Origin of the sequence: Rothia terrae (assembly GCF_012396615.1) — a bacterium.
In the GTDB taxonomy this organism is placed as follows: domain Bacteria; phylum Actinomycetota; class Actinomycetes; order Actinomycetales; family Micrococcaceae; genus Rothia; species Rothia terrae.
In genome coordinates this window covers 1-18,962 of the sequence record NZ_JAAXPV010000029.1, presented here as the reverse complement: position 1 = coordinate 18,962, position 18,962 = coordinate 1, and the positions used below count along the sequence as shown (strand labels likewise).

The following is an 18,962-nucleotide window of genomic DNA, read 5'->3' as shown; positions in this document are numbered from 1 at the left end:
GCAACGGTTCTTCCGGTATGGCTTGAGGTTATTTGTAGTGATTTAATCCTCTTATTTTTGCCGCTGGTGGGGCCGTTGTCTAGTTGGTGGGGTGTGGGTGTGTTCCTACTTTTGAATAAGCCTCATACTTAGAACCGTATCGCCTGTGAAAAAGGTTTTAGATTCCCGAGTGAGAAGGTTTTGTATTACAGCGGATTCTGGAAGTGCGATGATGAAATTCGGGACCGTCTAGTGGAAGAAAATGGATTGATTATTTCTACATGCGGTGGATATGTTCATCAAGTAGCGCGTGTCGTGGAGTGGATGGAAAACATTCATTATCAGCGCCGTAAGGTTTTTTTGGTGGAACCCCTCTCCGAAGCAGAATCAGCCAAATTTATGATTCGTGTAGATAAACAAGCCCAGCAAACACCGGATGTTTTTAACCGGTAAAAGGTGGGTTGTCATTAAGCGCTGGTGCCAATCTTCATCGCAGAGTGACACCAGCGCTTTATGCTTTGCCTACTGTTCTTCAAGCTGTCGAATCATATTTTCCAACAAAATGACGGAGTCGTCTAACAAACCAACGATTTCGACACAGGCAGTACCGAAGGGCGCTGGTTTGCCACGCATCACCGTCAAGCCGACGTTCGACCCTCGTTGCAACAGTTCAGCAGCTGCTGTATAGTTCAGTGTATGCTGACTATTGCTTCGCGCTTGGACGTGATGAACCGATTGGGTCGAGCGATGGCCGATCCCACCCGATCCCGTATTCTCCTGACCCTGCTGGGCGGCCCGGCCTACCCGGCCGCTCTCGCCCGGGAGTTGGAACTGACGCGGTCAAATGTGTCGAACCACCTCACTTGCCTACGGGACTGCGGAATTGTGGTCGCCGAACCGCAGGGGCGGAAGACCCGCTACGAGATCGTTGACGCCCATCTTGTCCAGGCGTTGAACTCACTGCTGGATACCACTCTGGCTGCCGACGAGAATGCCCCGTGTATTGATTCGGCATGTGACGTGCCCGGGTGCGCCACCGGAGAGGGGAACAGGTAAGTGGTAACTGGTCTCCTGGGGGCGGTTGGTCTGTTTATCGCCACCAATATCGACGACATCATCGTGCTCTCGCTGTTCTTCGCCCGTGGGGCCGGCCAAGCAGGGACCACACTTCGGATCCTGGCCGGGCAGTACCTTGGTTTCGCGGGCATCCTCGCAGCCACGATTCTGGTCACCCTAGGGGCGGATGCCTTCTTGCCCACCGAGGCGATCCCCTACTTCGGGCTAATCCCCCTGGCCCTGGGACTGTGGGCGGCCTGGCAAGCCTGGCGGGGAGACGATGACGACGACGATGACGCGAAAGTCAGCGGAAAGAACGTAAGCGTCTTGACCGTCGCCGGGGTGACCTTTGCCAACGGTGGCGACAATATCGGCGTCTATGTCCCGGTTTTTCTCAACGTGGATACCGCCACCGTTATCATCTACTGCGTCGTCTTTCTGATTCTGGTGGCGGGCCTGGTCCTGTTGGCGAAGTTCGTGGCCACCCGTCCACCCATCGCGGAGTTTCTCGAACGCTGGGAGCATGTGCTGTTCCCGATCGTTTTAATCGGCCTGGGTATCTTCATCCTCGTCAGCGGCGGCGCCTTCGGCCTTTAATAAACTCATCCCCCGTGCTCCTAGGGCCTCTCTAGGTTTCCTCACCGGCATCAACTGAACCGCCCATGAAGTTGTGAAAAGCCGCTGCCGCAGGGACTCGACCACGCTAGCGCGACAGAAATTCTAAAACTGCCCTATTGGGGTGTACACGCTGCTACAGTTTGAGGAGCATCTGACCGGTCGAGCGTGTGGACGACAATGATATCGCCTTCACGGGCCTGATCCAGTGCCTTGTGCAGTCCGGGGCGGTTGGTGGTGGATCCGGATTTCTTATCAACGTAAATGTATTTGCTGGCAATACCTTCCTGGCGCAGAGCGTCGATCTGTCGGTCAAGGTCCTGTTTCGCGGTCGACACCCGGGCGTAGCCAGTATCCATAACCAGAATAGTGCCGGAAGTCCATTCTGTAGCGGACATTATGGGACATGGCTGTGGCATGACTTGTGGGACATGCTCCTCCTGGGACTGTGTATTTTCAATTGTCATTGATGGTGTCCCACTTCCTTGAAAGTGAGACGCTCGGGAAAGGCCGGAAGGACCCTCTTTCCCGATGTCCAAACTATTGCTTGAAATACAAGTACTCGCTTGTTAATATCGGAGTGTGCTTACAGAGATTTCCTTATCCATCCCCGCGTCGGATCTCAGCCCCGCCGAGCGGGCCCAGTTACTCGTACCCACACTGGCCGCGCTGTCGGATGAAAACCGGTTGACGATCCTGCTCACCTTGGCAGAGACGTCGATGACCAACCGCCAGCTCCATGAGGCCACCGGGATGAGTCAGGCGTTGGTTAGCCATCATCTGGCTGCCCTGCGCAAGGCCGGACTGGTGGACTCGGAGCCGAGGGGTCGTGCCACGCTGAATTCGGTGTGTTGTGCTCAGCTGGCTAATCCGGTGCGCTGGCTGGCGCACCTGGCGACGTTGACGCCGGAGGGACAACGCGCCTGCTGCACGGACACCTCCCTGAGAAACGAGGTCGTTGATGCTGATTAGCGCGCTCGGCACGTTCGCTACCCTCCTGGTCGAACTGCTCCTGCTGTTTCTGGTGATCTCCTATGCGGTCGCGTTGATCAACCGGCGCTTCGGCCCGGAGCGGTTGCAGAGCTGGATGGCTGGTGGAGCGGTTCCCGGTCAGGTCAAGGGACTGGCGTTGGGGGGCGATCACTCCGTTTTGTTCCTGTTCGACGATCCCGATGTTTGTCAGCATGCTCAAAGCCGGGGTGGCCTTTCGTACCACCGTGACCTACCTGATCGCTTCGCCGCTGCTCAACCCGGTTATCGTCGGCGGGATCTGGCTGACCCTTACCTGGCAGGTCGCGATCAGCTACGCGGTGATCATGGTGCTGCTGTCGCTGGGAGCACCCTGGGTCTGGACCGCGCTGGGCATGGAAGACCAGCTGCGCAAGGTCAAGGTCAAGGGCGGGCGCCAGCTGGACGGGACCCCGTGGCGTGGAACCAAACAAGAAACCCCGGCAGCGATCCGTCAGGCATGGGACGATCTTCGCCCCATGCTCCTTCCGATGATCATCGGCGTGGCCATCGGTGCATTCATCTACGGGGTTGTGCCCGAAGACGGCCTGAGATTTATGGCCGGTGGAAACGTCTGGTGGCTGATTCCACTGGCTGCGGCGATCGGTATCCCGCTGTATGTCCGACTGGAGACGATGCTGCCGGTCGCCCTGGCTTTATCGGGTGCCGGGGTGGCCATCGGCCCGATCTTCGCGATGATGATCGGCGGGTCCGGGGCCTCGCCACCGGAAATCTCGATGTTGGCGGCAGTGTTCAAGCCGAAACTGTTGGCCACCTTCGTGATCACCATTCTGCTGGCGGCCATGCTGGCCGGCTACGCGATGACGATCATCCTCTAAATCACGTACCTCTAACGAAAGGAGACCCTCATGGGCTTCAAAGACCTGTTTCACAAGAAGAATACGAACTCCGATTGCTGCAGTGTCGAGATCGTCGCCGACGACGACACCGACACCACCAGTGACCAGGAGGAGGAGCATCCGCAGGCTCAGTCCTAACCTGCCACGCTCCTGGTATCTACCAGCATGTCCGGTTTCAGGCCGACGACGCTGATGATCAGTTCAGGCATCAACGACCCCGCGCGAGTTCGCGCGGGGTCGTTGATGGTGCGAGGTGGGGTGGTCAGTTCTCGAGCAGCTCGGCAACGAGCCGGCGTACACGCGTGTCGATGTCGTCACGGACCAGACGCATGCGCTCGATCCCCTCTATCCCCCTCCTGGACGGCTCGTCGGTCACCCACCGTTCGCACGTTCCGTGGGCGTCGTCGGGAAGCTCCAGCTGGGCATCACCTCCCAGGACGATCACGCGGTCAACCTCGCGCAACAGCTGTGGATCTACACCCTTAGGGTGGCCTGCGGACATGTCGGCACCGGCCTCGGCGATGACCTCGACGGACTGGGGGTTGAGCTTCGTGCCGGGTGTCGTGCCGGCGGAGTGGATCTCGATCCGGTCACCAGCGTGCTTAGCGGCTAGGGCTGCGGCCATCTGGGACTTTCCGCCGTTGCCGACGCAGACGAACAGGACTGTTGGGTGGGTGCTCATGAGGTGTAGTTCTCCTTCTCGGATACAGCAGTCTGCGAGGACAGTGTCGAGGATACGGGTAGGGTCGGATCCTGGGGGAAGAGTTTCGGTCCCAGCCACCGCATGGTGTAGACCAGGCCGACAAGCACCGGGATCTCGATCAACGGGCCGATCGTACCGGCCAGCGCCTGTGCGGAGGTCGCCCCGAAGGTGCCGATGGCCACGGCGATGGCCAGCTCGAAGTTATTGCCCGCGGCCGTAAACGACACCGACGCCGACTGAGCGTAATTCATTCCCGACGCCTTCGTCGCAATCAGTGCGATGGCGAACATGCCGACGAAGTAGGCCAGCAGCGGCACAGCCACGCGGGCCACGGTCCACGGCTGGGAGGTAATCTGCTCGCCCTGCAGGGAAAACAGCAGCACGATGGTATAGAGCAGGCCGATCAGTGCCAGCGGGGAGATCTTCGGCAGGTAGGTGTTTTCGTACCAGGCACGGCCCTTGGTTTTTTCACCGATGATTCGGGAGGCCATGCCGGCGGCCAGCGGGATGCCGAGGAATACGAGCACGGAAACCACGATCGACCAGAAGGAAAATTCCGCCGAGGTAGTCTCCAGGCCCAGCCAGGCTGGCAGGACCTGGAGGTAGAACCAGCCGAGTACGCTGAGCATGATGACTTGGAACACCGAGTTAATCGCCACCAGCACGGCCGTGGCCTCCCGGTCACCACATGACAGATCACTCCAGACGAGCACCATCGCAATACACCGAGCCAGGCCGACGATGATCAATCCGGTGCGCAGTTCCGCCTGATCCGGCAGGAAGATCCAGGCCAAGGCGAACATGAAAGCCGGACCGACTAGCCAGTTGAGCACTAAGGACACGGTCATCAGGCGTTTATCGGCGGCGATCTCGACGGCCTTGTCGTAGCGAACCTTCGCCAGTGGCGGATACATCATCACCAGGAGGCCAAGCGCTATCGGCAGGGAAATCCCACCGACCTCTAAAGCGCCCAGGGCGTCACCGATACCGGGGACCACCCGGCCGATGAGTAGGCCAGCGGCCATGGCGAGAATAATCCAGACCGGCAGGAAGCGGTCCAAAATCTTCATGCGTGGCCGGTTATCAACATTCATATTCATACGAGCCTTTCACAGTATTGACAAGCATCAATACAAAAAGTAGACTTCATATCGATGGTTGTCAATATAGGATGGTTGGTATGACACTCTCGCAGGCTCTCCCGCTGGCGGACTTGTCCGACTGTTGCTCACTGGGTGCTGGCCCCTTGACCAGTGGTGAGGCCGAGCGCTACGCCACGTTGTTCAAGGTGTTGGCCGATCCCGCCCGCCTGCGTTTGCTATCGCAATTAGCGGCCGAAGGCTGCGGCCCGGCCAGCGTCGGGGAGCTGACAGAGATGTCGGGGTTGAGCCAGCCAACCGTATCGCACCACCTGAAGCGGTTGACCGAGGCCGGGCTATTGGACAAGGTCCGGGTCGGCCGGACGGTGACCCATCAGGTGCGCCCGGAGCTGTTCGCGGAGCTGCGCACCGTGTTGCAGATGGACTGACCCACCACCGACGAGAAGGAGACGATCACACACGTGACCAGCAAACACTTCGAGGCGATCATTATGGGCGGTGGCCAGGCGGGCCTGTCCACCGCCTACTACCTGCTGCGAGCAGGCGTGGACACCCTGGTCCTCGACGATCAGGAGGGTGCCGGTGGGGCGTGGCGGCATGTGTGGCCGTCGATGACGTTGTTTTCCACCGCGGAGTTTTCCAGCCTGCCGGGCAAGCCCATGCCAGCCTACGAGGGATTCCCACCATCGGACCATGTCATCGACTACCTTGCCGACTATGAGCAGCGCTACCGGATCCCCGTCGAGCGCCCCGTGCACGTGGACCGCGTCGAGCGGGTGGCTGGAGGCTACCGCCTCCACGCCGGTGATCGGTCGTGGACGGCTCCCCATGTCGTAGCCGCCACCGGTACCTGGTCTACTCCCTTCGTTCCGGCCTACCCGGGATTGTTTACCGGCACGCAGTGGCATTCGGCGAACTATCCCGGGGTAGGCCCCTTCCGGGGGTCGTCCGTGGCGGTGGTGGGGGCAGCGAACTCCGCCGCGCAAATCGCCGCCGAACTCACCAGTGTCGCCGAAGTCACCTGGTATACCCGCCATCCACCCCGGTGGATGCCCGATGAGTTCGACGGACGGGTGCTGTTTCGCCGGAACCGGCAACGCGCCCTGGCCGTCCAGCGTGGCGAGACCGATCCGGGGGCCGACTCGGAGCTCGGCGACATTGTCGTGCTGCCTCAGGTGCGCGCTGCCCGCGACGCCGGATGGTTGGCGGCGACGCCGATGTTTAGCTCCCTCAACGAAGTACGGGCCGATCATCTGATCTGGTGTACCGGGTTTCGGCCGTCCCTCGGACCGGTGCGCCGGCTCCTGGACGGCACGACCCCGAAATACCCGGGCCTGCACCTGGTCGGTTACGGCGACTGGACCGGCCCCGGATCCGCCACGCTCACCGGGGTAGGCCCCTACGCCAAGCAGACCGCGCGGGCCATCGCGGGCTCATTCGGCATGACCGTCAAATAATCTCCGCCTGGCCGGTAATCCCGAGGGACATTCTGTCGTCAGCACAACGAGAGGAGTGGAGTTTCGATCGCTGCAGGAAACACCGGCACCTCATCCTTCGGAGGCCGAGGAGTGTTCCACATCTTCCTGCCCGGCGGAGTTTGAATGTGATCTGATCCGGGAGCGGAGATACACCGGTCTGGAGGCTGCCTGGGCTCGTGGCCGCACGGGAAGGCGGCCACCACTGCTCAGCGGGGACAAGCTGCGCACCGCGCGGGAAAATCCGCGAGCAGATCAGTTACTACCCCTGAACCCTCGCGGTGGCGTGTAAGAAGTCGGTATATCTATCGCCGGGACATCCCAGCTCTTCGGCGACCGCATCAGCAGTGCTTACCCCGACTTTCTCGTGCTCAGCCAACCTAGCGATTACCCGTTCCTGTGCTCAGGCCTGTTCCCACTCAGCTTCAGGCATAGTCAGGTGTGATGTCGCAGCAATGTCCGTGTGGCTGCTGTCCGTCCCTGTCTCCTTGTGCCCGGGAGTTCTGACATTTTCAGCCTAGTGCACACGAGTACTGACCGGATGGTGTTCCGAAGCCGTCGTCACAACCCTGGTCACTGGGGTCCATCTGTGCCAACGCCTTCTGACTCTGACAGTAATTCTAAAACTCTTCTTTTGAGGTGTACCCATTCGATACATAAGAAGACCTAGGCAGATGGTTTCATGTATTCGCAGTGTGCGTACTTGTATTCAAGTAATATTCCTGGGTAAAGTTAGGCTTATGCAGACAATTACTCTCCGTGTTCCCGATGAGCTCCGAACTCTCATTGCCGAAGCAGCAGAAGCAAATGGACAATCCCAAAGTGACTACATGCGCCAAGCCATAGAGGTACACGTCAAGCGGGTTGATTCGAAGTATGATCGCCAGCCCGGCGAAAAGAGCATCGCCCTCTCCGCCTACGAGCGGGCCAGTCTGATCCTTCAGCATCAGGCCCTTCTAGCTGCCCAGGGGCAACTTCCTAAAGAATCCTATGACTCAAAGTGGCACGAACGCGCTATTGAAGTGTTCGAGCGTGGTTATGAGGGGGAATACCCCCAACTATTTCCTAGTTCCACTGAAGCTCTCGATGCGTACGATTGTGAGTTGGTCTGGGACATCCTCGACATGTTTAGGGTAATTCACTTCAGCGTTGAGGCACTCGGCGAAAACGGGTGGGATACTATCGGCGTTGAGAACGCCGAATGGTTCGGCAAATTCCAAGGTTTCGACTACCAACGTGAACGCGAAAGTCAGATGGCTGGCTACATAGAATACCTAGTTAAGAGCGGCCGGTGGACTGAGCAAGAAGAACTCGTAAAAGAAGGAACGAACTCCCACAGCCAGATGCTTCCGACCTATCAGGCTATGCTCGGAGCCTTCAAACCAATATGGCGCGAAGCAGTACGCGGAGGCGGGCGCTCTCATCTCAGCGCTCACGATCTGCAAAAAATCCTGCTCGCCGCCCCAGGCGCACGGCGTGATGAAACCCGCAGCCGAACCTAGGGACGCACAAGCAATTAATTGCCCGAAAACATCAATAACCCCGGCGATTTACTCCTACTTTCGTAGTGCAGGGATCGTTCCGGGGCTTTCAGGATAAAGACTAACACAGATCCGTAATGAATACACCAAAACCAGCCCCGGCACCGCTATCTCAGTGGTTTTCATCTGCACGAATGAGCCGGTACGTCGACCATCCAGAACCAGAAGCTCTCTACCTTTGGAATACTCACCTCACAAAGACCTATCTCGCTGACATCGAGCATCTCGAAGTGCTCCTCCGAAACTGCATCCACGCCGCTCTAGCCAGCAGATACGGCGAACGGTGGTTTGACAACGACCGAATAAACTTTAGCGATGAAGCAAAAAGAGCATTCGCAAGGCGAAGAGACGAGCTGGAGGGAGAAGAAACATCCACCCCGGTGCACCCGCTGCGGTGACAACGACCCATCGCCCGCAGCAGGTGGCAATCGTCACGGTTATCCCTCTTTTTCAGATTCCTGTCCTCGGGATCAGAAAAAGACGGGCACCTGTCATAGGTCAGTGAGCATCTGCTGCATCTGGGCGATCTCGGCCTCCTGGTCGTTGATAACTTGTTCGGCCAGGGTGATCGCATGGGGATTCTGGCCGTCAGCAACCTCGTCACGGGCCATGTCGACCGCACCTTCGTGGTGGGCGGTCATCTGCTCCAGGTAGAGGCGGGCAGCCTCGGTGCCCTGGGCTTCCTCAAGGGCTGTCATGTCCTCCTGGCTCATCATCCCGCTCATTCCACCCATCTCGCCGTGATCCATTCCACCCATCTCGTCCATGGTCCCCATGCCCCCAGAGTCGGTGACCGGCTGCTGGCCCCAGGCCTCGAGCATGGCGTTCATCCGATCAATCTCCGGTCCCTGGGCGTCAATAACCCCCTGGGCAAACTCCACGACCTGGGCGGGGATACCCTCCTTGGCCAGGAGCGTCTCACTCATCTCCACGGCCTGCTGGTGATGGGGGATCATCATCTGGGCAAACATGATGTCCGCGTCGTTGTGATCGGCGGAGATCTCCCCGTCCGCCTCAGTCGTCGCCGTGGTGGCCTCGGTCGTCTCAGGGGTAGTCGTCGCAGTGCTGGTGGCCGAGGTGGTGGCGTCGGTGTTGCCTGACTCGGTGGCCTCACCGCAGGCGGCCAGCGCCAGGGTGGAGGCCACGGCGAGAGTGGAAAGAACAAGGGTGCGCTTCATGGTGGAGCCTTTCAGGGTCATATGGGGGCAGTGGAGAGAAGTGGTGGATCAGTGGACGGCGGTGGATGCCGGAGTAGGCGTGGCGTGTTCCTCTTTCGACTCGGTCGGAGCCAGGTGAGCCGGATCCAGATCAATGCGGCGTAACAGCTGGGCGTTCAGGGCCACCACGATGGTCGAGGCAGACATCAAGATCGCGCCCACGGCCGGGGACAGCACGAACCCGATCGAGGCGAGCACGCCGGCGGCCAACGGCACGGCCACGATGTTGTAACCGGACGCCCAGATGAGGTTCTGGATCATCTTGCGGTAGCTGGCCTGCGAAAGCTCAATCATCGACAACACTGCCCGGGGATCGTCACTGGCTAGGACCACTCCGGCAGATTCCATGGCCACATCCGTGCCGGCACCGATGGCGATACCGACCTCCGCGCGGGTCAGAGCGGGGGCGTCATTGACACCGTCACCGACCATGGCCACGCTCAAACCCCGGTCCTGCAGCTGCGTGACCTTGGTGTCTTTGTCCTGGGGCAGGACCTCGGCGAAGACCTCATCAATGCCTAGGTCCTGACCGACGGCGTGGGCCACCTGCTGCGCGTCGCCGGTGATCATCGCGACCTTCACCCCGCGGTCCTGCAGAGCTTTCACGGCGGCGCGGGATTCGGGGCGGATCTTGTCCTCGACGGCCACCGCACCGATGATCTGACCGTCGCGGACAATATGGAGCACACCGGCCCCACGCCCGGTCCAGGCGCTGGTGGTGTCGGTGAGCTCGGCCGGGGTGGTGAGGTTGAACTCGCGCAGCATGTTCGGCCCGCCCACGAGGATCTCAGCGCCATCGACAGTGGCCCGGACCCCCCGGCCGGAGGCGGCGCTGAAACCAGTTGCACGGATTTGCCGACGGGAGGCCTCGGGATGGGCGGCCGCGGCCGCCACGATGGCGCGGGCCACGGGATGCTCGCTGTCGGCCTCCGCGGCGGCGGCCAGGGCCAGCAGCTCGCCCTCGGTGACGCCGACAGCTGCTGCGACACCGGTGACCGCGTGCGCACCCTCGGTCAGGGTGCCGGTTTTGTCGAAGAGCACCACGTCGATGGTGCGCATCCGCTCGAGCGTCATCCGGTCCTTGATGAGCACCCCGGATTTCGCGGCCCGCTCGCTGGAGATCGCAATGACCAGCGGAATCGCCAGGCCCAGGGCGTGCGGGCAGGCGATGACCAGCACCGTGACCGTGCGCACCACGGCATCGTCCGGGCTGCCGATAATGGTCCACACCACCGCGGTGATCAGAGCAGAGATCAGCGCGAACCAGAACAACAACGCCGCCGCCCGATCCGCCAGGGCCTGGGCCCGGGAGGAGGACTCCTGGGCGTCAGCAACCATGCGTTGGATCCCGGCCAGGGCGGTGTCCCCGCCGGTAGCCTCCACCCGGATGCGGACGGTGTTGTCGGTGGCCACGGTACCGGCGACCACCTTGTCACCGGTGTCACGGAAGACGGGACGGGATTCACCGGTGATCATTGCCTCATCGAATTCGGCGGCTCCGTCGAGGATGATTCCGTCGGCCGGCACCCGGGCACCGGCCCTCACCAGCACGACGTCGTCGACGACCAGCTCGGAGATGGCCACGGTGCGGGTGGTCCCGTCGATGACTTTCTCGGCCTCATCCGGCAGCAGGGCAGCCAGCGCGTCAAGCGCGGAGGACGCGGCCCCGAGAGCGGACATCTCCAGCCAGTGGCCCAGCAGCATGATGGTCACCAGCAGGGCCAGCTCCCACCAGAAGTCCAACTCAAAACCGCCCAGCCCCAGAGTGGTGACCCAGGAGGCGACAAACGCCACGGTGATGGCCATGGCGATCAGGAGCATCATCCCGGGTTGGCGGGATTTCAGTTCCGTCCATCCGCCCTTGAGGAAAGGCGTTCCGCCGTAGACGAAGATAATCGTGCCCAGCACCGGGGGGATCCAGGTGGATCCGGGGAATGCCGGGAGGTGGTAGCCGAGCAGGTGGGCGACCATGGGGCTGAAAATAACGACGGGAATGGACAGAATCAGCGACCACCAGAAGCGGTCCCGAAACATTGCGGTGCTGTGTCCGGCGTGTTCGCCGTGACCATGAACGTGGTGGTCGTCGTCCAGGTCGGAGTGCGGGTGATCGTGGGGCATCGCCTGGCCGTGGGTGTCGGCATCTGCGTGGTGTTCGTGACTGGCATGATCCGGGTGTTGGGTGTGGTCTGTTTCCGGAGCGGGGTGATCACCGGAATGGTGGGGAGTGCTCATGACGTTCCTTTCGCTCAACCCGGTCGGGGTCGAGATGATGGGTAAAACTGATCAGGATAAGACGGTGTAGCCGGCCTCCTCGATAGCCCGACGAACCATCTCCGGAGGTACGACACCGGTGACCGTGACGGTGGAAACACCACCAGCAGCGAGATCAACCTGGACGTCGTCGACCTGGGGGAGGGCCTGAAGGGCCTGGGTCACGCTTTTCGCGCAGTGCCCGCAACTCAGGCCGGTGACCTGGTAGCTAGGGGAGGACCCTCCTGCTGACGAGCCGCTGGCGGCAGGGATGGAGGCGGTGTCGGTACGTGAGGCAGGTCCGCAACAGCTGCAGCTGTGGGAGGCCATCGGCAAGAGGCGGGGCGGGGAGGTGATCATGGGAAAGCTCCTACGGGTCGGTGGGATGCGACGATGCTACTCTCTAGCATATACCCCAGGGGGGTATATTTGGAAGGGGTGGAGGGCACGGCCCTCACGCGGGGCAGGGTGCGGTCACCGAGCAGCCTCCTCACTGTCGGGAGGGGACAGCGGGAGGCGGAGGGTAAACACCGCTCCGCGACCGGGTCCGGGGGAGGTGGCGGTGAGAGTGCCGCCGTGGGCCTCGATCAATGCTTTGGAGATGGTCAGACCGATACCGGCCCCGCCGTTGTCCCGGCTGCGGGCGGCATCCCCCCGGTAGAAGCGTTCGAAGATGTGTCCGAGCTGGCCAGGTGGGATGCCCTCGCCGTCATCGGCAACGTGGATGAGCGCGGTGGACGCCCCCTGTCGGTGGACGCTGATTCGGACCTGCCCGCCGGCCGGGGTGTGCCGTAGCGCGTTCGACAGGAGATTGCTCATCACCTGGCCGAAGCGTTGCCGGTCCACGAGCACCCGGGCGGTGTCCGTAATGGTCTCGACCTGTAAATCGACGCCTTTGTCAGCATAAGCTTCCCCCGCGACAGCAGCGGCGGTATGGAGCAGATCCCCGAGCCCTTCCTCCGCCAGGTCCAAATCGATCCGGTGTTCCTGGGCCCGGGAGACATCGTCGATGTCTTCCATCAACCGGGTCAGGCGGGCGAGTTGGTCAGCCATGATCGTGTGGGTGGCATTATTCCAGTCCACAACCCCGTCCTGGAGACCATCGAGGTAGACCGTGAGCACCGATAAGGGGGTGCCCATTTCGTGGGCCAGATCAGAGAGCATCTGGCGGCGGACCTGTTCGGTGTGTTCCAGCCGGTCGGCCATGGTGTTGAAGGCATGCGCCAGAGTGGTGACCTCGGGGCCTGCTTCTCCGGCGGGCACGCGGATACGGTAGTTGCCGGCCGTCAGGCTGGTAGCGGCGCGGGTGAGATCCTGCAGGGGGGTGCGCAGGCGACGCGATAACCACAGGCTGGCCAGCAGGGCGCTGATCAAGGCGGTGGGCAGGGCGACGGCCAGGGTGATCAGGTTGGCGTCCCGGTAGGCCTGCTCGGCATGGAACAGCTCCAGCGAGGGGTCCTCCTGGCCGGTCATCAACATATGCTCATGGAACAGGGTCGGGCCCACCATCGTGGCCACGGCCGCGGCCACCAGCAGGCTAATCACCACGACCAACACCTGGGCGGCCAGGAAGCGGAAGGTCAGGCCGGGTCCGTGATTCATGACTGCCTCACCCGGTAGCCCACGCCACGCACGGTGTCGATAAACCCCCGGCCCCGGGTGTCGGTGCCGAGCTTGCGACGCAAGTTACCGATGTGGACATCGACGATGCGTTCATCACCGACCCAGGTGGTGTCCCAGACCTCGGTGACCAGGTCGTGGCGGGTCAGCACCTGGCCGGGGCGCAGAGCCAGGGCAAGCAGCAGCTCGAACTCCGTGCGGGTGAGCTCTACGGTCGTCTCCCCCACCCGCACCTGATGGGCGACGGGGTCAAGGATGAGGTCACCAACGTTCAAGGGGGTGGTCACCTGCGGTGGGGTGGTGCTGGTGCGCGGGCGGCGTAGCACCGCATGCACCCGGGTCACCAGTTCCCGGATGCTAAAAGGTTTGGTGATGTAGTCATCCGCCCCCAGGGTCAAACCGCTGATCTTGTCGTCCTCGCTGCCACGCGCGGTGAGCATGAGGATGTAGCAGTCCGAGAAGGTGCGGATCCGTCGGCACACCTCCAGGCCGTCGAGTTCGGGTAGCCCCAGATCCAGCACCACAACATCGGGGGAAAAGTGACGGGCCTCGTCCAAGGCCTGGGTGCCGGTGTGCGCCTGGCGGGTATCGAAGCCGGCCCGGATGAGGTAGGAGGCCACCATCTGAGCCAGGGGTTGTTCATCATCGACGACCAGCACCCGCCCCGGGGGCGTGGCAGTGGTCGGTGTGTAGTCAGCCATAGACCCCAGTATCGCTCCGACCAGGGGGGAATACCACCCTCGCTCAGTGCCCGGCGGGGAAATCTTCATCAAATCTTCAAACATCACCCTTCGACCGCCGTCACCCCTGTGCCCCACCCCGGGCCGGCGGCATCGCCTCCACTGGTCGGTTCAGCAGGCGCCACCAGGGATTTCACTGCCTGCACCGCATACCCGGGGCGGGTAGAAGGACATCGCCCACGGCTGTGGGGTGGTGACCCAGTGGTGACCCAGCTCACCGAATTCACCCCTTTTCGCCCTGTCATAGTGATGTGAGCAGGGTTTTTGATTTCTAGTCCGTCAGGCACCCGTGTTAGATATAAGGTATGGCATCGACCTTGAGGCGGTGTCTTCTCACGGTCTTACCACGATCCAAGGAGATTGACGTGAAACGAGCAGCGATCGCAGCCGCCGCCCTTGCCCTCGCCCTCACGGGGTGTTCGGCCGCCGACCCGGAACCCACCGCCGACGGGACGGTGTCCCAGGATACATTCCTGACTACCCATGGCCTGGCCGCCATGGACGCGGTGGAGATCATTGATCACCTCGACCGGCAGAAGGTCACTGAGCGTCCCACGGATCTGATCGCCTCAGTGCGTGCCGATGAACTGCTGCTCTCGAGCGATGACCAGGAAGTCGTGGTCGATCTTCCCGACAATCAGACGTATGTCTCGATCGCACCCTATCTCACCTCCACCCACGACTGCTTCTACCACAGCCTCACGACCTGCCTGGGGGAACTCGACAATGAGGATATCCAGGTCACGATCACCGATGAGGCGACCGGTGAGGTGCTGGTGGACGAGGCGACAACCACCTTCGACAATGGGTTTATTGGCTTCTGGCTTCCTGATGATACCACCGGCCTGATTGAGGTCAGCTACCAGGGGCGTACCGGCACCACGGAGTTTTCCACCACCGACGACGGTGCAACCTGTGTCACAGACCTGCGCCTGACGTGATGGCTCAGCAGAGTCCTCACCTGCGCCTGTCTCCCGTATCACTGAAATCTTGCACCAAGAAAGGTTAAATCATGACAAACGCGTCTTCCCGACGACAGTTTCTGCTCGGCGGGCTCGTCCTCGCCGGCACCGGGGCCCTGACCGCCTGCACCAGCAACCCTGGACCCGCTGCCTCGGCATCAGGTTCCTCCCTTCGCCCCACTCCCACCCCCACTGCGCTCGGTGAGCCGACGGTGCGCCGGACACTGACCGCCCGGCCCCTCTCCCTGGATATCGGCGGCATCGAAGCCAAGACGTGGGGATACGTCTCTGACACCGGGGATGCGGCCATTGAGGCCACCGCTGGCGACGTCCTCCAGGTCGATATCACCAATGAACTGCCTGAGAGCACCTCTATCCACTGGCATGGCATCGCACTCCACAACGCAGCCGACGGTGTGCCCGGCATGACCCAGGACCCCATTGAACCTGGCGAGTCTTTCTCCTATGTTTTTGAAGTCCCCCACGGTGGCACCTACTTCTACCATTCCCACACCGGCCTGCAGCTTGATCGCGGCCTCCACGCCCCACTGATTATCCGTGACCCGCAAGACGCTGAGGACCAGGACGTCGAGTGGACCATCGTGCTCGACGACTGGGTCGATGGCATTCAGGGCACTCCCGACGATGAGCTCGACAAGCTCACCGGAATGGGTTCGGGCGACCATAACGGGGGGATGGAAATGGGAGACCATAACGGGGGGATGGAAATGGGAGACCATAACGGGGGGATGGAAATGGGAGACCATAACGGGGGGATGGAAATGGGAGACCACGGCACCCCGGACCGCGTACTGGGCGGGGATGCCGGCGATGTGATGTATCCGTACTACCTCATCAACGGACGTATCCCCCGTGCTCACCGGACCTTCGAGGCTCGCCCGGGCGACAAGGCCCGCCTGCGGTTTATCAACTCCGGCGGTGACACCATCTTCAAGGTGGCCCTCGGTGGTCACCGCATGACCGTCACCCACACCGACGGCTTCCCTGTCCAGCCCTGGGAGACCGAATCGATCTACCTGTCCATGGGCGAGCGTGTCGACGTCGAGGTCATCCTCGGCGACGGCGTCTTCCCGCTCACGGCTTTGGCGGTGGGTAAGGACGACCGCGCCTTCGCCGTCATCCGCACTGCCGGCGGCCAGGCCCCTCGCCCCGATGTCGACTTCCCCGAGTTGTCGTCCACCGGACTGCTTCTGTCCTCCCTGAAGCCAGCAGACCGTGCACTCCTGCCCGAGGGCACACCAGACCGAGAAGTCAGCATCGACCTGGGCGGGCAGATGATGCCGTATGAATGGAGCATTCTCACCGACGGCCAATCCTCCCCCGCGACCGTGCAGGAGGGCCAGCGCCTGCGGATGGTCATGCGCAACAGGACCATGATGCCCCATCCCATGCACATCCACGGCCACACGTGGGCGCTGCCCGGCAGCGGCGGGCTACGCAAGGACACCGTCCTTCTCCGCGGGGGTGAAACCATGATCGCCGACCTGATCGCTGAGAACCCCGGTGAGTGGGCATTTCACTGCCATAACGCCTATCACATGGAAACCGGGATGTTCAGCTCGCTTCGCTACAAGTAACCCCCACAGTAGGGTTGAGTGCCGAGGTGGGCAGAGTCGCTGCAGACCACCCATCGGGCAGCATGATGACCTTCCTCGGTGTTGTGGTCTTCCGGGACAACCAGAACACCGTCTTCTTCCCCACCGCCCGGCCGCGGTGTTCCTGAGGGAGGTCATCGCCGATGACATCCTTGATGTCGCCCTGCCGCTGGCCGAGGAGGCACCAGCATCATGACCGTTGATGTGATGGCGCAGTTGGCGATCGGCTAGCAGTTCGCCGACGCCGCGGCCACCGGGTCACTGATGATCGGCATCCTGGCTGCGGCAGCTGCAGGTCTGATCTCGTTCGCTTCCCCGTGCGTCGGTGCTGTTGCAAAGTTGGGCGGAGAGCAGTGAAGACTCAGTTTCTCATTCCCTGATCGCCGCTGCGTGTGGGCGTTCTCAGGCCGTCTCGAAGACCCGGTTGACGATCACCGCGTCCGGGTTCGGTTGCCCGTAGGCAAACATCGTGCCTTGACCTTTCCGCAATGAGTGCATCGCCTCCATCCCTTTCAACGTCCGATATGCAGATGTCCGGTTCTTAAACGCGCCTTTCGGCCCGAGGATCCGCTTCAGCCGACCATGGTCGCCTTCCAGGATATTGTTGAGGTATTTCACCTGCCGGTGTTCCACTGTTGGCGGGCAGATTCCCTCTGACTTCAACTCGGCGATCGCCTTGGCTAGGGAGGGTGCTTTATCGGTGTTGATCACTCTGGGATACCCGGCTGACGCATTGGGTCTGAGGGCCTTGGCCAGGAAACGCTTCGCTGCGACCACGTTCCGCTTCGGAGAGAGGTAAAAGTCCAGGGTCTGGCCACCGGCGGTGCTCGCCCGATAGAGGTAGCACCACCTGCCGCCGACCCCTAAGAAAAAAGCACACAAGACGCCCCCGCATCAACAACACCCCCAGGGGGAATGAAGACAGTACACTGGTCACCACCGACCAGCACCAAAACGAAGAGACCCCGACGCCACGGGGTCTCAAACTCTACCCGGCCCGTCGCACCTTAAAAATGTTGGGCTGGCTCGTCTGTGGTCAGGTTGGACTCCACCCCTCACACACCCTAGACACAACCCATGGTTCCAAAGTCACCGATAACTCCCCTATTCAATGGAAGCCTCATGGTTCTTATCAGTAGAAGCTGAAAACCCTCCTGAAATCAGTGTTCAAACCACTACGGTGGCACTACAGGAAGCCTAAAAGAGCATTAGCGGCAATGCCAAGAAGAATTCGGCCTACTTTGCGGTAGGTGAATTAGACAGTAGTTTTCCTACGCGTTCGAGAGCGCAGACACCGGGATGAGGTCATATCTTGTAATGACACTTGTCGGATCCGTACTCTCACTATGAAAAAGGAAGCTGGCGACCTGTTCTAAAATAACTCAGATAGCAACCACCAGCGTCCTGAGTAGGAATCAGCGACCCTATTCGATGCCTTCGACGGTGTAAACCATCTTCGGGCCTGACCAGAACTGAAACTTACCGAACCCAAAGTCCAGTTGTTGACCACGATGACCGTTGATTTTTGTTTCGAGATTTTGAAGTTCTTCACCCGATACTCGGGCGTTATATTCAAGGGTGCTGCAGTCAGTGGTATGGATGGCTAAGTTTTTCGAGGTTGCTACGGTGCGTTGTTCATAGTAGTTGGCATGGTCTGTGGTGCATGAGCGCATGGTGTAGTGGGTGGAGTTGTAGTAGGCAAGGGCTGGGTAGCTGAGCATGAATAAGACACCAGCAAGAATCGCAAGGGATGCGATAACTTTGAGAACTTCCTTGACCGCCCACGGTTCTTTACTTCGCGACCTGCTAACCATCCTGCATCGTTCTCTCAAGTAATAGATAAAACCTCGGAAGTTATCCTTTTATCTGGTAGCTAGCCCAGGAGTAGCACCAACTCTTTACTACTTGAGCAGACTCTTGAGAAGAACAGTAAAAGAGAGGAGTTCTTGCCAGGCGGGATAGGAACTCCCCTCTTTTACTGTATTGGAAGGATGTTAAGCAGAACGATGGGTCGGCTCCTCAGGGGTAGTTGCCTACCTAGGGCGTTCTACTCAGAAAGTAACTCAACTGAAATAACAGTTATTTTCTACCTTTGAGGCTTATTCAAAAGTAAGAGCAAATCCCACACCCACCAACTAGACAACGGCCCCACCAGCGGCAAAAATATGAGCGTTAAATCTCTACAAATAACCTCAAGCCATACCGGAAGAACCGTTGCAA

General features: G+C 60.6%; 20 protein-coding genes and 1 pseudogene. 11 read left to right on the top strand and 10 right to left on the bottom strand.

Annotated features, from left to right (window positions below; genetic code table 11):
- The first annotated feature begins 231 nt into the window (after window positions 1-231).
- The 3 genes from HF984_RS11130 to HF984_RS11120 all read left to right on the top strand — a co-directional run bounded on the left by HF984_RS11130 (window position 232) and on the right by HF984_RS11120 (window position 1,632).
- Window positions 232-432 (top strand): hypothetical protein, encoded by a 201-nt coding sequence (locus HF984_RS11130; protein WP_168615719.1) that lies wholly within the window; start codon window positions 232-234, stop codon window positions 430-432.
- Between the two features lie 243 nt (window positions 433-675).
- Complete coding sequence (cmtR, locus tag HF984_RS11125) at window positions 676-1,035, top strand: Cd(II)/Pb(II)-sensing metalloregulatory transcriptional regulator CmtR (protein ID WP_023024707.1); 360 nt, start codon at window positions 676-678, stop codon at window positions 1,033-1,035.
- Window positions 1,036-1,632, top strand: coding sequence for a cadmium resistance transporter (locus HF984_RS11120; RefSeq protein WP_168615718.1), 597 nt, complete (start codon window positions 1,036-1,038; stop codon window positions 1,630-1,632).
- Window positions 1,633-1,766: 134 nt separating this feature from the next.
- On the opposite strand, the gene HF984_RS11115 is transcribed toward HF984_RS11120, so the two are convergent.
- Entirely contained in the window at window positions 1,767-2,048 is a 282-nt protein-coding gene (locus tag HF984_RS11115) for a recombinase family protein (RefSeq protein WP_247596624.1), read from the bottom strand.
- Between the two features lie 184 nt (window positions 2,049-2,232).
- On the opposite strand from HF984_RS11115, the gene HF984_RS11110 reads away from it, so the two are divergent.
- The 3 genes from HF984_RS11110 (at window position 2,233) to HF984_RS11790 (ending at window position 3,656) form a co-directional block, all read left to right on the top strand.
- Window positions 2,233-2,622: a metalloregulator ArsR/SmtB family transcription factor gene (locus HF984_RS11110; protein WP_168615717.1), complete on the top strand. Its 390-nt coding sequence runs from the start codon at window positions 2,233-2,235 to the stop codon at window positions 2,620-2,622.
- 122 nt (window positions 2,623-2,744) lie between these two features.
- Complete coding sequence (locus tag HF984_RS11105; RefSeq protein ID WP_343947447.1) at window positions 2,745-3,497, top strand: permease; 753 nt, start codon at window positions 2,745-2,747, stop codon at window positions 3,495-3,497.
- Between the two features lie 30 nt (window positions 3,498-3,527).
- Window positions 3,528-3,656, top strand: a complete 129-nt coding sequence (locus tag HF984_RS11790; protein WP_003849984.1) for a hypothetical protein — start codon at window positions 3,528-3,530, stop codon at window positions 3,654-3,656.
- 124 nt (window positions 3,657-3,780) lie between these two features.
- Here HF984_RS11790 and HF984_RS11100 read toward each other — a convergent pair whose 3' ends face one another.
- Entirely contained in the window at window positions 3,781-4,200 is a 420-nt protein-coding gene (locus HF984_RS11100; protein WP_168615716.1) for an arsenate-mycothiol transferase ArsC, read from the bottom strand.
- Window positions 4,197-5,315 carry an ACR3 family arsenite efflux transporter gene (gene arsB, locus HF984_RS11095; protein WP_168615715.1) on the bottom strand — a complete coding sequence of 373 codons (1,119 nt, stop codon included), beginning with the start codon at window positions 5,313-5,315 and terminating at the stop codon, window positions 4,197-4,199. The genes HF984_RS11100 and arsB overlap by 4 nt, the downstream gene beginning before the upstream one ends.
- Before the next feature lie 86 nt (window positions 5,316-5,401).
- On the opposite strand from arsB, the gene HF984_RS11090 reads away from it, so the two are divergent.
- From HF984_RS11090 to HF984_RS11390, 3 genes are all read left to right on the top strand, one after another.
- Window positions 5,402-5,749: an ArsR/SmtB family transcription factor gene (locus HF984_RS11090; protein WP_168615714.1), complete on the top strand. Its 348-nt coding sequence runs from the start codon at window positions 5,402-5,404 to the stop codon at window positions 5,747-5,749.
- 33 nt (window positions 5,750-5,782) lie between these two features.
- Window positions 5,783-6,778, top strand: a complete 996-nt coding sequence (locus tag HF984_RS11085) for an ArsO family NAD(P)H-dependent flavin-containing monooxygenase (RefSeq protein ID WP_343947448.1) — start codon at window positions 5,783-5,785, stop codon at window positions 6,776-6,778.
- A 758-nt stretch (window positions 6,779-7,536) separates the two neighbouring features.
- Entirely contained in the window at window positions 7,537-8,298 is a 762-nt protein-coding gene (locus HF984_RS11390; protein WP_210729725.1) for a YfbU family protein, read from the top strand.
- Window positions 8,299-8,828: 530 nt separating this feature from the next.
- On the opposite strand, the gene HF984_RS11070 is transcribed toward HF984_RS11390, so the two are convergent.
- The 5 genes from HF984_RS11070 to HF984_RS11050 form a co-directional block, all read right to left on the bottom strand.
- The gene (locus tag HF984_RS11070; protein WP_168615712.1) at window positions 8,829-9,515 is read right to left on the bottom strand and encodes a DUF305 domain-containing protein; all 687 of its coding nucleotides are present in this window, start codon (window positions 9,513-9,515) and stop codon (window positions 8,829-8,831) included.
- 48 nt (window positions 9,516-9,563) lie between these two features.
- On the bottom strand, window positions 9,564-11,588 hold the full coding sequence (locus HF984_RS11065) for a copper-translocating P-type ATPase (protein ID WP_210729724.1): 2,025 nt from the start codon (window positions 11,586-11,588) through the stop codon (window positions 9,564-9,566).
- A 249-nt stretch (window positions 11,589-11,837) separates the two neighbouring features.
- On the bottom strand, window positions 11,838-12,164 hold the full coding sequence (locus tag HF984_RS11060) for a heavy-metal-associated domain-containing protein (RefSeq protein ID WP_168615710.1): 327 nt from the start codon (window positions 12,162-12,164) through the stop codon (window positions 11,838-11,840).
- A 114-nt stretch (window positions 12,165-12,278) separates the two neighbouring features.
- Window positions 12,279-13,406, bottom strand: coding sequence for a sensor histidine kinase (locus HF984_RS11055; protein WP_168615709.1), 1,128 nt, complete (start codon window positions 13,404-13,406; stop codon window positions 12,279-12,281).
- Window positions 13,403-14,125, bottom strand: a complete 723-nt coding sequence (locus HF984_RS11050) for a response regulator transcription factor (protein WP_210729721.1) — start codon at window positions 14,123-14,125, stop codon at window positions 13,403-13,405. Before HF984_RS11050 ends, HF984_RS11055 begins: the two co-directional genes overlap by 4 nt.
- 404 nt (window positions 14,126-14,529) lie before the next feature.
- Between HF984_RS11050 and HF984_RS11045 the strand changes: the two genes are divergently transcribed.
- Window positions 14,530-15,105 (top strand): CueP family metal-binding protein, encoded by a 576-nt coding sequence (locus tag HF984_RS11045; RefSeq protein WP_168615707.1) that lies wholly within the window; start codon window positions 14,530-14,532, stop codon window positions 15,103-15,105.
- Between the two features lie 71 nt (window positions 15,106-15,176).
- Complete coding sequence (locus HF984_RS11040) at window positions 15,177-16,724, top strand: multicopper oxidase family protein (RefSeq protein WP_168615706.1); 1,548 nt, start codon at window positions 15,177-15,179, stop codon at window positions 16,722-16,724.
- Between the two features lie 420 nt (window positions 16,725-17,144).
- Here HF984_RS11040 and HF984_RS11025 read toward each other — a convergent pair.
- Both HF984_RS11025 and HF984_RS11020 read right to left on the bottom strand, forming a co-directional pair.
- Window positions 17,145-17,612, bottom strand: a pseudogene (locus HF984_RS11025) (IS6 family transposase); the annotation flags it as partial.
- Between the two features lie 554 nt (window positions 17,613-18,166).
- The gene (locus HF984_RS11020; protein ID WP_168615705.1) at window positions 18,167-18,556 is read right to left on the bottom strand and encodes a hypothetical protein; all 390 of its coding nucleotides are present in this window, start codon (window positions 18,554-18,556) and stop codon (window positions 18,167-18,169) included.
- Between the last annotated feature and the right edge of the window lie 406 nt (window positions 18,557-18,962).